The following is a 12,589-nucleotide window of genomic DNA, read 5'->3' on the forward strand; positions in this document are numbered from 1 at the left end:
GTCAGTCCTTTGCCAGCAGTTCAAGCTCATCCCTAACCGTCGAGAGCAGCTGTTCCGCCTTGTTACGGTCATTTCCAGAATATGCCAGTGCTAGAAGTGTCATCGGATGGATTTCCATCACATCGCACAGCTCTGCCAACTTATTCAGCGTCGGGCTTTTCAGATCGCGTTCCAGCGAACTCATGTAGGTGCGGCTGGATACATCGGAGAAGGCTTCCTGGCTCAAGCCGCGGGCTTTCCTGACCGTCCGTAGTGCTGTTGCCAACGAGGGTTTCGCTGTCATCCACTGGCTCCCATAAAAGCCAAGATGTCAGCTGATTGCGCCCTATAGGGCTACAAACTATAGTGTTCAATGTGGTGCAATTAGTGCCGCTTTCGTGCTTTTACGGAAATCCGTACCGGTGGATTTCATCAGAACCCAGAGGCGCCTCCGTGTCTTTCCTGAGTTGCGCAATGCCGATTTCACGCCTTGGCGCTTTTGCGGATTCGTTGGTATGCGCATCCGTGCCTCTGAACGAATGCACGAATCCGCATCGGCGGATTGGCGAATCCGTGCGAAAGCACCTCTTTGCGTCCACGCCTGCAAGCAGGGCGTGGGCGAATTCCTGCGTGCGGCCATGACCTTGTCGCTCATCACCGAGACGGAGCGCGAGCAACTGCTGGCGAACAGCCGCGCCCGGGCGGTGGACCAGGCCGTCGATCCGTTGCCGGTGGTGCGCCTGTTCACCCCCGATGCGCATGCGACCTGGCTTCTGGCTGCTCTCGATCCGGTCGACGGAGACACGGCCTATGGTCTGTGCGATGTGGGGATTGGCATGCCCGCGCTGGGCACCGTGAAGCTGTCCGAGCTGGCGTCCATAGTCGGGCCGCTCAAGTGTCCGGTCATGCGCGACCTGTACTTCCGGCCGACACGCACATTGTCGGAGTACATGCGGCTGGCGCAGCTCAACGGCTCGATCATGGACTGACCGATCCGGCCTATCCCGCCCAGGTTGTCTGGGGGGCACTGTGATCGACTCGATCCGAGTCCAGACCGCCCAGGTCTTAATCGGTGCTATTGCACTCAGGCGCTACAAGCCTGACCCAATCGGTCACGATGGCTACCGCTCAAGGCTGCAGGATATGCCTGGCGCCGCACCAATGATGGGCGGCGGCTCTGTCGCATTCGGACGATCCGCGTAAGGCTTCGGAGTCAATCGGTCTCGATGTTGTCGTTTGACGTATTTCCATCTAATGCTGTGTCGAGGAGGCGCTGACCTCGCGTTGCGAGCCCCGTGGCGACGGACTCTGTGCAAAGGGAGGTTGCCCCATGGCCGATCACAACGCCGAGCAGTGGTATCCCACCGCAGCTTATCTCTACGTCCTGCACCTGGATGACCTTGCCCTGGCCTGGGAGTACCTGCGCCGGAACCCGGAGTACCGCCGCGACTGGCGGGATCGCCAGCGTCGGCCCGAAGCGGCGCAACGCTGGGGGCTGCGCCAGCTGGAAGACCCACGCCTGGACGCGCGCGATGCGCATCCGGCCTGGTTTCCTGAGCACCCAGAGCTGATCCACCTGTATCCCGATGTCGATCCCATGCCCGACTCCGTGGCCTTCGACTTCTGGCGTATCCCTGGCAGCAAAGGCCTGATCCATGATGGCCGGCGCCTGCTGCTGACGACACGCTGGCCAGGCTGTTTCCTGCGGCTGACCGTTGCGCCCGGCCTGGAGCAGGGCATGGCTTATGTCCACGCCGTCCGGGCCTGCGCCAGACCCTGCGCACGCTTCCGCGCCATCGCGGCCGAGCTGGACAGGCTGGCTGTCGCCGCCGATGCTGCGCCGCTCGCGGCGGCCCGCTGCCGACCCTGCCCGGCCGTACTGCTGGAGCTGCAGACCCTGCAAGCGCTCGACGCCACCCTGGCGGGAGCGTCCCTGCGCGAGGTGGCCGCAGGGCTGTTCGGCCCGGTGGCGGTGACTGGCGGTTGGCACGCCGACGGCGGCCTGCGCTCGAAGGTGCGTCGTCTGGTGCGGCGTGGCCGGGAGCTGATGCACGGCGGCTATCGCCGCCTGGCACAGATCGACGGGCACGGGGAGGGCCGTTCGACGCGGCCCGTAAAACGACCCTGAGCAGGCCTCCAAGCCTTTCTGAGACTGCCTCCATCCGGCTGCGCTGGTGTGGCCGGGCTGTCCTGAACGATGGAGGCTCATCCCATGCGACCCGCTCCTGTGCGGCCTGCTGCCGCCCACGCCAAGCCCCTGCAACCCGCTGCCGCTGTCCAGCCGCAGCGCTACCTGACCAATGACGAGGCGGCCGCCTATCTGCGCCTGTCGCCGCGCACGCTGGAGAAGCAGCGTGTGATCGGCGGTGGCCCGCGCTTTCGCAAGTTCGGCCGGCGCGTCACGTACGCCGTCGCCGATCTCGATGCCTGGGCTGACCAGCACAGCTTCGAGGCCACCTCCGATCCCGAGTACGCCGAGCAGCACTCGGCCGACAGCCGTGCGCGCTGAGCGGCGGCTCGCCGGAGGCCATCGCCATGCCCAGCTCGGCACCGGAGCGGGAACAGCTCGACCTGTTCCGCGCCTTGCCGGGCGACATGGCGCCGCGCGACAGCCAGGACCTGATGGCCTACCCGTTCTTCTCGTTGGCCAAGTCGCGGCGCACCGCGCCGATCGATTTCCAGTCCGGTGGCGTTACGGTACGTGTGGAAGGCACGCGGGAGCACGGCATTGCCACGATCTGGGATGCCGACGTGCTGATCTGGGCGGCCAGCCAGATCGTTGCGGCGCGCGACGTGGGCCTGCACCCTTCGCGCCTGATGCGCGCCACGCCCTACGAGATCCTGCGCTTCATCGGGCGCGGAGTGTCGCTGCGCGACTACCAGCGCCTCAAGGCCGCCCTGGATCGCCTGCAGTCGACCACGGTGGCCACCTCCATCCGCGAGACCAGCGGTCGGCGCCTGCACCGTTTTTCCTGGATCAACGAGTGGAAGGAGCTGGCCGACGCCCGTGGCACCCCGCAGGGCATCGAGCTGATCCTGCCGGACTGGTTCTACGCGGGCGTGCTGGACGCAGCCCTGGTGCTGACCATCGACCCGGCGTATTTCCGGCTCACCGGCGGCATCGAGCGCTGGCTGTACCGCCTGGTGCGCAAGCATGGCGGCAAGCAGCCGGACGGTTGGCAGTTCGACTTCCGTCACCTGCACCGCAAGTCGGGCAGCACGGCCAGGCTCTGCGATTTCGCTTGCGACCTGCGTGCCCTGGCGGCGCGTCAGTCGCTGCCCGGCTACGTGCTAGGCATCGAGCGTATACCGGAAGCCAACGTGGAGCTGCTGACGTTCCGGCCCGTGTCGCCCACGGCACGGGGATAAGCGCGGTAAAACCTGTGAGCGGACTCGTGCTATCAGGCGTACGGGGTATCGTGCTATCAGGCGTATTACTATCGTGCTATCGGGCGTGCGAAATCCTCTGCAGGCCAGAGCCTGCGCGGGCTCCATCCTCCCTTAACTTCTCTAACTTAAAAGCTCTAACTTTTTGTAGGGGCGCGCCGTTCCGGTGGACAACCACGAAACGGCACGGCCAGGCCGGCTTTCCAGTGGGGAGGGCCGCGCCATGATCATCGCCTTGCTTAACCAGAAGGGCGGTGTCGGCAAGACCACGCTCGCCACCCATATCGCCGGCGAACTGGCGCTGCGCGGTGCGCACGTCGTCCTGCTGGATGCCGACCCACAGGGTTCATCGCTGGACTGGATGCAACGGCGTGCCCAGCAGGGCTTGCCCAGGTTGTTCAGCACCGTAGGCCTCGCCCGCGAAACCCTGCACCAGGAAGCGCCCGAACTGGCACGTCGCGCCGATCACGTGATCATCGACGGGCCACCGCGCATCGCCGCCTTGGCGCGCTCCGCGCTGCTGGCGGCCGAGCGCGTGCTGATCCCGGTGCAGCCCAGCCCGTACGACCTGTGGGCCAGCGCCGAGATGGTCGCGCTGATCCGCGAGGCGCAGGTGTTCCGGCCGCAACTGGCGGCGGCCTTCGTCATCAACCGGCGCGTCAGCACCACCATCATTGGTCGCGAGGCGCGCCAGGCATTGGCCGACCAACCACTGCCGGCGCTGTGCGCGGAGGTGCGCCAGCGCATCGTCTTTGCCGACAGCGTGGCCGCCGGGCGACTCGCTCGTGAGACGGCACCGGACAGCTCCGCCGCGCGCGAGATCACCGCGCTGGTCGACGAGCTGCTGCGGTGGACGGCATGACCCGCGAGCGCGGCAAGCGCACGGCCATCGGCGCGCGTCCGCCGGCGAATCCGCACGCCGAGGCGTGGGTGCGCCAGGGGGACGCCGACGGTCTGCAGAAAGGCGACTTGTACACCGCGCGCCTGACCCTCGACATCACGCCCGCCATGCGCGCCCGCATCAAGGTGTCGGCGTTCACCCAGGGGGTAACGGTTGCCGATCTGCTGCGCGCGCTGCTGGAGCGTGAGTTCCCGGAGAAATCCTCATGAATGCCCAGCTTTCGGAGGCCACACCTGCGTCTTCGCCGTCGCTCGCAGTGCTCGCCGGCCAGACCGACGTCGCGCAGCTGACCCGAGTTTCGCTCGCCTATGTGGAGCAGCGCATCAAGCTCTACCTGCGTTTCGGCGAGCCGGCACGCATCACCCGCCTGGATCACTGGCGACGTGTCGCGGTGTTCCTGCCGGGTGCCGTCTTCTGCCGTATCCGCTGGCAGGCCAACGACTACGGCACGATCCGCTGGCAACTGATGGTGATGCAGGCCTGCACGCCACTGGACGCCGTGCAGCGCATCCCCGGCGTGCTGCCTGGCGCGCGCCTGCTGCTGCATACGGAAGGCGATAACACGGTGCGTGCCGTGCTCGAACGCATCGACGCCATTGAGGCGCTGGGCATCGCACCCGCCGCCGCATCGCCCGCGTACTGGCGCACGCTGGGCAACCGAATCGTTGCACGCTCGCCGCTGCCCGACTACACCGCCGAGCGGCACGCCGCCTGGCTCGCCGGGAGATCATGGTCATGACCATTGTTTCCACGGCAGGTCTCGCGCCGCGTCCATACTCGCGTCTGCGCGCTCGCATCGTCTTGGCCGTACTGTCCGCCGTCGGCCTTGCCGCGCTGGCCTGGGCGTCCTTCGTGCAGCCGCTGCCGCGCCTGATCTACAACCCGTCCGACAGCGTTCCGGTCGGCTGGTATCGCATCGAACCACGCCAGCACCGGGCCGGCTCGCTGCCTCGTCCGTTGTCCGTGGGCAGCATCGTCCTGGTCCGGTTGCCTGCCGACGCTACCGCACTCGCTGCGCAGCGCGGCTACCTGCCGGCGCACATCCCGCTGCTCAAGCGCGTGGGCGCGGTTGCGCCGCAATACGTCTGTATCGTCGCCGGCCAGGTACGTATCGACGGCGTGCCGGTGGCCACCGCGTTGCCTGCCGATCACCTGGGCCGGCCGCTGCCATCCTGGCGGCATTGCCGAGCGCTGATCGAGGGCGAACTGTTCCTGCTGAGCGTGACTAACCCGGCGTCGTTCGACAGCCGCTACTTCGGGCCGATCAGCACGTCCGCCGTGATCGGCGTCGCGCGCCCGATCTGGTCGGAGACACATCCATGATGGTCGCCGATTCGCTGCTGCTGCCTTGTCGTCGCACGTGCAGCGCGGGCGCATCCGCACCACGCTTTGCACAACATCCGGCGCAGCTGTCTTGCCTCGAACGCTTCCGGGCTGTGGCCATTGGCGCATTCGCAGACAGGCAGGCTTCTGGTGCAGCAGAGCCGCCTGGCCGCCGAGGCCAGGGGGGCAGGGCAGAGCAAAAGCGGAAGGCAAGACAAAAGGGGGCGGCACCTGCTCGCCCGCAACACCCGTCTGCACGTGGGGGAGAAGCGGCACGGCGCGGCTTCGCCGCCGTGCTGTGTGCGACGCGCAACACGCTCCGATGCCGGCATACCCGTGTGCTTCACACGCCAGGACACGCCCTGGCTCGACGAGGGAACAGCCATGACCGACCGGCGTGACGACGATTTCCGCATCCGGCCCAGCGCCCCGAAGAGCCGGGGCAAGGGCTTTGTCTCCAAGGTGCTCAAGCAGGTCGGCAAGGCCGGTGGCAAGTCGGCTGTACGGCGTCCGGCACTGGCCGGAGGCAAGGGACAACACGCCGGTCAGCGGCCCGGCTCGCGCCTGGGGCGTGGGCACACGGCGGCGCGTTTCGCGGGCGCCTCACTTACGCCATTCTCGCGCCGAGTGACCATCAAGACCCTGCTGGTCAACCAGCGCCAGGCCAGCCCACGGTCGCTGGCCAAGCACCTGCGCTACATCGAACGCGACGGCGCCGGCCGCGACGGCGAACCGGGGCGGGCCTATGGGCCGCAGGCGGACGAGGCCGACCTTGGTGCATTCAAGGAGCGCTGCCAGGACGACCGGCACCATTTCCGCTTTATCGTCGCGCCAGAGGATGGTGCCGAGCTGGACGACCTGCGCACCTACACCCGGCATCTGATGGGGAGCATGGAGGCCGACCTGGGCACGCGGCTGGATTGGGTGGCGGTGGATCACTGGAACACAGATAACCCGCACACCCATATCGTCCTGCGCGGGCGCGACGACACCGGCAAGGACCTCATCATCGCTGGCGATTACATCGCCCACGGCTTCCGCCACCGGGCCGCAGAATTGGCCACCGAATGGCTGGGGCCACGCACCGAGCTGGAGATCCAGCAGGCCCTACTGCGCGAGGTGGAGCCGGGGCGGTGGACGAGCCTCGACCGAACGCTAAAACGTGAGGCTGGCAACGATGGCCAGATACATGTCGAACGCCTCAACGAACTCCGTCTGCAACGCCAGCGCCTGCTGCTGATCGGCCGCCTGCAACATTTGCAGCGCATGGATCTAGCAGATGAGATTCGGCCAGGCATCTGGGCTCTCCAGGCCGACGTTGAGAAGACCTTGCGCGCCTTGGGCGAGCGTGGCGACATCATCCGTACCCTGCAGCGCGCCATGGGCGGTCAGCCGCGCGAGCTGGCGGTGTTCGAGCCGGGAGAAGAGGGGCGTACCGTTATCGGCCGAGTGACCGCCAAAGGGCTGGCCGACGAGTTGCACGACCGCGGCTATCTGGTCATCGACGGCGTGGACGGCAAGGCCCACTACGTCGCGCTTAACGCCCGCGACGAACTAGCGAACTACCCCACAGGCTCGGTGGTGGAGGTGCGTGGCTCGGCCGAGATACGTGCGGCCGACCGCACCATTGTCGCACTGGCGAGCGATGGCCTGTATCGCACCGACCATCATCTGGAAGTTGCTCAGGGCCAGGCAAAGACTGGCCGCGATCCGCAGGAGATCGTGGCGACTCACGTCCGCCGACTGGAAGCCCTGCGTCGTGCCGGTATCGTGGAGCGTATGGCTGAAGGGCTGTGGAAGGTGCCGGACGATTTGCCCGAGCGTGGCCGCCAGTACGACGCGCAGCGCCGAGGGGGAGTTGCTGTGGAGCTGAAATCGCACCTGCCGATTGAAAAGCTGGCTCGCATAATTGGCGCCACCTGGCTCGACCAGCAACTGATTGGAAGTGGGCGAGGGCTAGGCGAACTCGGGTTTGCTGGCGAGGTGCGGCAGGCCATTCAGCAGCGTGTGGATTTTTTGGTCGAGCAAGGCCTGGCGGAAAGGCAAGGCCAACGAGTGATACTGGCGCGCAACCTGCTGGCTGCCCTGCGCAATCGGGAGCTGAGCCAAACCGCTCGGGAGATTGCTGCCGAAACCGGGTTGGTGTATCGGTCTTTGCATGAGGGACAGCGAGTTGCTGGCATCTATCGGCGTAGCATCATGCTCGCAAGCGGACGTTACGCGGTGCTCGATGATGGCAAGGGATTCAGCCTGGTTCCTTGGAAGGGAGTGGCTGAGCGCTACTTGGGCCAGTCAGTTTCAGTCACGATAAGCGGGCCGGGAGCGACCTGGGATGTTGATAGAGGCATAGGGCGATAGTTGCACTGATATGAGCGCACAGGCGTGACATAAAGCAGTGCTGCATTTGTACCCGACTTGACTGCGTGCCATCTGTACGCGGGTTCGCCTGGAGTCATTTAGCTCAATGTAAAGATTCATATTCTAGAGAAGCGCTGCCATGGGGGTATTGACGAATACCCCCATGGAGTCATTCCCGCATGAAGCTTTGATTGCGAATCTGCTTCCTCCGAAGGGATACCCCCTTCATGGGAGGAGTTATGGCATTCACAACAAGAAAGGCAAAAAGGCTGCCGCTCATATTGCTACCGCTGGTTTCCCTGGCACAGGTACCCCAGGTGCAAGCCTTGAGCTTTGACGTGGGTGAGATCGAAGGAAATTTCGATAGCACCCTTTCCGTCGGCGCGAGCTGGGCCATGCGTGATCCGGATCGGGACTTCGTCGGAGTCGGCAACGGCGGAACAGCATCGACCCTGTCGTCCGACGACGGTCGCTTGAACTTCAAGAAACGCGATCTGATCTCCAACACCTTCAAGGGCGTTCACGATCTGGAGCTGAAGTACGGCGATAGCGGTGTATTCCTGCGTGGCAAGTACTGGTACGACTTCGAGCTGAAGGATGGTCACCAGCGGCTCTTCGATATTGACGACAGCGGTCGTGCCCGCAGCGCTAAGGCCTCGGGTGCGGAGATTCTCGACGCCTTCGTCTATACCGGCTACGAAATCAACGAGCTGGCCGGCACGGCGCGCCTCGGCAAACAGGTGGTCAGCTGGGGCGAGAACCTCTTCATCCGCGGTGTAAACCAGATCAACCCTATCGATGTGGCCGCCTTCCGCCGCCCCGGTGCGGAGATCAAGGAAGGCTTGATACCGGTCAATATGTTCTATCTCGGCCAAGACCTGGCCGCCAACCTGTCCATGGAGGCTTTCTATCAGCTCGAATGGGACAAGACGGTCGTCGACAACTGCGGCACCTTCTTCTCGGGTACCGATGTGGTGGCCGATGGCTGCAATGATCGCAATCTGATCTTCGGCAGCGACTACAACCCGAACAATGCAGGCAACCTGTTCGTCCCACGCCTTAAGGACCGGGATGCTCGCGATGGTGGGCAGTACGGCGTGGCGCTGCGCTGGTTCGTTCCCCAGTTGAACGACACCGAAATCGGCCTCTATGCCATGAACCTGCATAGCCGGATGCCTGTTTACAGTGTCACAAGCAGTTCGGTGTTGGATGCGACTGATCCGGGCTTCGATCCCAACTTGATCGGCAACTCTCCAAAGGCGGGTTACCTAGTCGAGTACCCCGAGGATATGCGCCTGTATGGTCTTAGTTTCCAGACCACTCTCGGGAGTACCTCGATTAGCGGTGAGTTCAGCTATCGACCAAACATGCCGCTCCAGCTCAATAGCACTGACCTCACATTCGCCGCCCTTGGGCTCGACTCGGTGACCGGCCTTCCGCCGGCCTGGGGCGGGGTAGGGCAGCCAATCAGTCCCTCAGTAATCAATGATGGCCCCTTGCGTCCTGGCGCATACGTGGCTGGCTACAAGCGGATGCCCGTCAGCCAAGTGCAACTGGCCGCGATCCACTTCATCGACCAAGTCGCGGGCGCGGAGCGCATGTCGCTCCTGGGTGAGGTGGCTTACAACCGCATCAATGGCCTGAAGAGTGGGCCAGGAGAACTGCGTTTTGGCCGCGACTCCATTTATGGGTACGGGGAAGTGGGCGTCCCGGGTCTGTGCGAGGGGCTTCTGAATACCGACAACCCCGACAACTGCAATGGACACGGCTTCTATACCAGTGGCTCCTGGGGGTACCGCCTGGCTACCAGTCTGGAATACAGCAACGTCATTGCCGGCATCAACCTCACGCCAGAGATTGCCTGGTCCCACGACGTAGATGGCTACGGCCCTAACTTCAACGAGGGCGCCAAGTCGGTGTACCTGGCGCTCAACGCCAGTTACCTGAACCGCTACAGCGCCACGATTTCCTACACCGATTTCTTCGGTGGCGAGTTCAACCCGACTACTGATCGTGACTATGTCGCAGCCAGCGTCAGTGTCAGCTTCTAACTAGAGGAAAACGCCATGAGAATGTATTTGTGGTTGCCTTTCGCCTGGCTGGTCATGGGCGGTTCCAGCCTGCCAGTGGTCGCGGCTGATTTCACTGGCCTAACCCCCCTGGGTGCCGAGAAGGCTGGCAACAAGGAGGGGACTATTCCCGCATGGACCGGCGGCTTGCCAACCGACGCGGCCAGTGTCGATGGCAAGGGCTTTCTCTCCAACCCTTTCGCCGGCGAGAAGCCGCTGTTCGTGATCACCGCACAGAACGCCGAACGATACAGCGAGCACCTCAGCGAGGGGCAGATGGCGATGTTGCGTCGCTATCCGGATACCTATCGCCTGCCCGTGTATCCGACCCACCGCACGCTCGCCTTGCCTGAGCGCCTTTATAAGGCTGCCGCCACCAATGCCGAGGTCACCAGGCTCGGTTCGAACGGACTGAGCATCGAAAACTTCACCACCAGCTACTACCCGTTCCCGCTACCGAAGACGGGTACCGAAGTGATATGGAACCACCAGGCCCGCTATCACGGAGGCAATTTCCGGCGCTGGATCACCCAGGTAACGCCCCAGGTGAATGGCGACTTCACCACCGTGCATTTCGAGGAGGAAATTGTCGAACCGGCTCAGGCTGAGGGCATCGAGCCTGCGCGAGCACAAAACCTGCTGCAACTGTTCAAGCAGAAGGTGACTGCCCCCGCGCGCCTGGCCGGGAACGTGCTGCTGGTGTACGAGACACTCGACCAGTTGAAAGAGCCGCGTCTTGCCTGGGTCTACAACTCTGGCCAGCGCCGAGTCCGGCGAGCCCCGCAGGTGGCGTACGACGGACCGGGTACTGCCTCGGATGGCCTGCGCACCACCGATAACTTCGACATGTTCGGCGGGGCAATGGATCGCTACGACTGGAAGCTGCTGGGTAAGCGTGAGGTTTACATCCCGTACAACAGCTATGAGTTGGACTCTCCTGCGCTCAAATACGAGCAGGTCATCAAGGCCGGCCATATCAACCAGGATCTGGCGCGCTACGAGCTGCACCGGGTCTGGGTGGTCGAGGCCACTCTCAGGGATGGCCAGCGCAATATCTACGCCAAACGCGTGTTCTACGTCGACGAGGATAGCTGGCAGATCGCCCTGGCCGATCACTTCGACGGGCGGGGACAGCTGTGGCGCGTAGGTGAGGGGCATGCCCAGCAGTACTTCGACCATCAGCATATGGGCTACACCCTCGAAGCTCTCTACGACCTGCAGGCAGGCCGCTATCTGGCGCTGGGCATGAAGAACGAGGAGGCGCGCAGCTTCGAATATGGCTTCAAGGCGCGGATAAGCGACTACACCCCCTCGGCGCTGCGCAAGAGCGGCGTGCGCTGAAATCACTCCATCAGGCCGGAGCACTTCGCTTCGGCCAACCAATCGCAATCAGGCAGGAGAGGCCTAATGAAAGTTTTGTCCATCGGTGGCGGCGGCGGCATGGGAAGAACCACGGCCCGCACCGCACTGGGATTCCCATTTGTCGAGGAGATCGTCCTGGCCGGCATCGACCATGAGCGTGCCGATCGCTTCGCCCGGTCGCTGAATGATCCGCGCATCCGCGCAATCTATCTGGACATCACCGACGAAAACGCTTTGCGTCAGGCGATCCGCCAGTGCGACGTGGTCCTCAACTCCGCCGGCCCATTCTTCCGGTTTGGCCTGCCGGTGCTGCGAGCAGCTATCGCCGAAGGCAAGAACTACTGCGACATCTGCGATGACTGGGAGCCGACCCTGGACATGTTCGCCCTCGACGAGGAGGCGAGGCGCCAGGGCGTCACAGCGGTCATCGGGCTCGGTGCCAGCCCTGGCATCGCCAACCTGCTGGCGGTCAAGGCTGCCGAGCAACTGGACGAAGTGCACGAACTGTACTCGGCCTGGCGCCTGTCCAATGCCCACAACGAGGACGATGGTTTCTTCGACGAGAACGAGGCCAATACCGACGCGGCGGCAGTACATCTGGTGCACTGCCTGAGCGAGAAGATTCCGCTGGTGCGAGACGGTCGAGTCGAGGACCGCTTGCCGCTGGAGCATTGCGGTTTCGACTACCCGGGCGTCGGCAAGCTGGATATCTGGACCATCGGCCACCCCGAGGCCGTCACCCTGCCGCGCCACTACACTGGTCTGCGCAACTGCCTGAACGGCATGCTCGGCGTCGAAACCATCATCGACGACCTGCACCAGCTGGCGGACCATGTGCGCGCCGGCGCGATGAGCCTGGAGCAGGCTGCCGCCCTTCTGACCAGCGATGGTGGCCGTGAGAAACGCCGCCAGCGCCTGCAGGAGCATGAAGGTCCGGACGCGCCGGGCATCCTGGCTTTTGCCGGCGGCCTCAAAGACGGCCGGCCGGCACGGGCTGGCGCGCGCCTGCGGCATGTGCCGAGCGGAGGCATGAGCGCGGTCACCGGCATCCCCCATGCGTTGTTCCTGCCGCTGCTGCATCAGGGAGCCGTGAAGGGATCTGGGGTATTCTCCCCCGAGCAGGCAATCGATGCCGATGCCTTCTTCGCCTTGTTGAATGGCTTCGTCGAAGGGCGGGACTGCGGCCTGACCGTGACATTCGCCCACTGAC

At 64.2% G+C, this 12,589-nt stretch carries 13 protein-coding genes; 12 read left to right on the forward strand and 1 reads right to left on the reverse strand.

Annotated features, from left to right (window positions below):
• Position 1 precedes the first annotated feature (1 nt).
• On the reverse strand, positions 2-283 hold the full coding sequence (locus IB255_RS10620) for a helix-turn-helix domain-containing protein (protein WP_192210265.1): 282 nt from the start codon (positions 281-283) through the stop codon (positions 2-4).
• A 334-nt stretch (positions 284-617) separates the two neighbouring features.
• Here IB255_RS10620 and IB255_RS10625 point away from each other — a divergent pair, with 334 nt between their 5' ends.
• The 12 genes from IB255_RS10625 (at position 618) to IB255_RS10680 (ending at position 12,588) form a co-directional block, all read left to right on the forward strand.
• Positions 618-968, forward strand: coding sequence for a DUF2958 domain-containing protein (locus IB255_RS10625; protein WP_192210365.1), 351 nt, complete (start codon positions 618-620; stop codon positions 966-968).
• Between the two features lie 341 nt (positions 969-1,309).
• Entirely contained in the window at positions 1,310-2,107 is a 798-nt protein-coding gene (locus tag IB255_RS10630) for a DUF2285 domain-containing protein (protein ID WP_192210266.1), read from the forward strand.
• 84 nt (positions 2,108-2,191) lie between these two features.
• Entirely contained in the window at positions 2,192-2,488 is a 297-nt protein-coding gene (locus IB255_RS10635; RefSeq protein WP_192210268.1) for a helix-turn-helix transcriptional regulator, read from the forward strand.
• A gap of 26 nt (positions 2,489-2,514) precedes the next feature.
• Entirely contained in the window at positions 2,515-3,348 is an 834-nt protein-coding gene (locus IB255_RS10640) for a replication initiator protein A (protein ID WP_192210270.1), read from the forward strand.
• Between the two features lie 241 nt (positions 3,349-3,589).
• The gene (gene parA / locus IB255_RS10645; protein ID WP_192210272.1) at positions 3,590-4,228 is read left to right on the forward strand and encodes a ParA family partition ATPase; all 639 of its coding nucleotides are present in this window, start codon (positions 3,590-3,592) and stop codon (positions 4,226-4,228) included.
• Entirely contained in the window at positions 4,225-4,476 is a 252-nt protein-coding gene (locus tag IB255_RS10650) for a chromosome partitioning protein ParB (RefSeq protein ID WP_192210274.1), read from the forward strand. The genes parA and IB255_RS10650 overlap by 4 nt, the downstream gene beginning before the upstream one ends.
• A complete protein-coding gene (locus IB255_RS10655; RefSeq protein WP_192210276.1) occupies positions 4,473-5,006 on the forward strand; it encodes a DUF2840 domain-containing protein in 534 nt (177 codons plus the stop codon). The genes IB255_RS10650 and IB255_RS10655 overlap by 4 nt, the downstream gene beginning before the upstream one ends.
• The gene (locus IB255_RS10660; protein WP_192210278.1) at positions 5,003-5,590 is read left to right on the forward strand and encodes a S26 family signal peptidase; all 588 of its coding nucleotides are present in this window, start codon (positions 5,003-5,005) and stop codon (positions 5,588-5,590) included. The genes IB255_RS10655 and IB255_RS10660 overlap by 4 nt, the downstream gene beginning before the upstream one ends.
• A gap of 384 nt (positions 5,591-5,974) precedes the next feature.
• Complete coding sequence (locus IB255_RS10665) at positions 5,975-7,948, forward strand: relaxase/mobilization nuclease and DUF3363 domain-containing protein (protein WP_192210280.1); 1,974 nt, start codon at positions 5,975-5,977, stop codon at positions 7,946-7,948.
• 239 nt (positions 7,949-8,187) lie between these two features.
• A complete protein-coding gene (locus IB255_RS10670) occupies positions 8,188-9,999 on the forward strand; it encodes a DUF1302 domain-containing protein (protein ID WP_128724007.1) in 1,812 nt (603 codons plus the stop codon).
• 54 nt (positions 10,000-10,053) lie between these two features.
• Positions 10,054-11,358: a DUF1329 domain-containing protein gene (locus tag IB255_RS10675; protein ID WP_065985088.1), complete on the forward strand. Its 1,305-nt coding sequence runs from the start codon at positions 10,054-10,056 to the stop codon at positions 11,356-11,358.
• 66 nt (positions 11,359-11,424) lie between these two features.
• On the forward strand, positions 11,425-12,588 hold the full coding sequence (locus IB255_RS10680) for a saccharopine dehydrogenase family protein (protein ID WP_192210282.1): 1,164 nt from the start codon (positions 11,425-11,427) through the stop codon (positions 12,586-12,588).
• Position 12,589 lies beyond the last annotated feature (1 nt).

Source organism: Pseudomonas sp. PDM22 (genome assembly GCF_014851965.1).
In the GTDB taxonomy this organism is placed as follows: Bacteria; Pseudomonadota; Gammaproteobacteria; order Pseudomonadales; family Pseudomonadaceae; genus Pseudomonas.

Bases quoted from the DNA above. Each gene is read 5' to 3' on its own strand.
- IB255_RS10620 (WP_192210265.1), bottom strand. From the start codon at position 283: ATGACAGCGAAACCCTCGTTGGCAACAGCACTACGGACGGTCAGGAAA.
- IB255_RS10625 (WP_192210365.1), top strand. From the start codon at position 618: ATGACCTTGTCGCTCATCACCGAGACGGAGCGCGAGCAACTGCTGGCG.
- IB255_RS10630 (WP_192210266.1), top strand. From the start codon at position 1,310: ATGGCCGATCACAACGCCGAGCAGTGGTATCCCACCGCAGCTTATCTC.
- IB255_RS10635 (WP_192210268.1), top strand. From the start codon at position 2,192: ATGCGACCCGCTCCTGTGCGGCCTGCTGCCGCCCACGCCAAGCCCCTG.
- IB255_RS10640 (WP_192210270.1), top strand. From the start codon at position 2,515: ATGCCCAGCTCGGCACCGGAGCGGGAACAGCTCGACCTGTTCCGCGCC.
- parA (WP_192210272.1), top strand. From the start codon at position 3,590: ATGATCATCGCCTTGCTTAACCAGAAGGGCGGTGTCGGCAAGACCACG.
- IB255_RS10650 (WP_192210274.1), top strand. From the start codon at position 4,225: ATGACCCGCGAGCGCGGCAAGCGCACGGCCATCGGCGCGCGTCCGCCG.
- IB255_RS10655 (WP_192210276.1), top strand. From the start codon at position 4,473: ATGAATGCCCAGCTTTCGGAGGCCACACCTGCGTCTTCGCCGTCGCTC.
- IB255_RS10660 (WP_192210278.1), top strand. From the start codon at position 5,003: ATGACCATTGTTTCCACGGCAGGTCTCGCGCCGCGTCCATACTCGCGT.
- IB255_RS10665 (WP_192210280.1), top strand. From the start codon at position 5,975: ATGACCGACCGGCGTGACGACGATTTCCGCATCCGGCCCAGCGCCCCG.
- IB255_RS10670 (WP_128724007.1), top strand. From the start codon at position 8,188: ATGGCATTCACAACAAGAAAGGCAAAAAGGCTGCCGCTCATATTGCTA.
- IB255_RS10675 (WP_065985088.1), top strand. From the start codon at position 10,054: ATGGGCGGTTCCAGCCTGCCAGTGGTCGCGGCTGATTTCACTGGCCTA.
- IB255_RS10680 (WP_192210282.1), top strand. From the start codon at position 11,425: ATGAAAGTTTTGTCCATCGGTGGCGGCGGCGGCATGGGAAGAACCACG.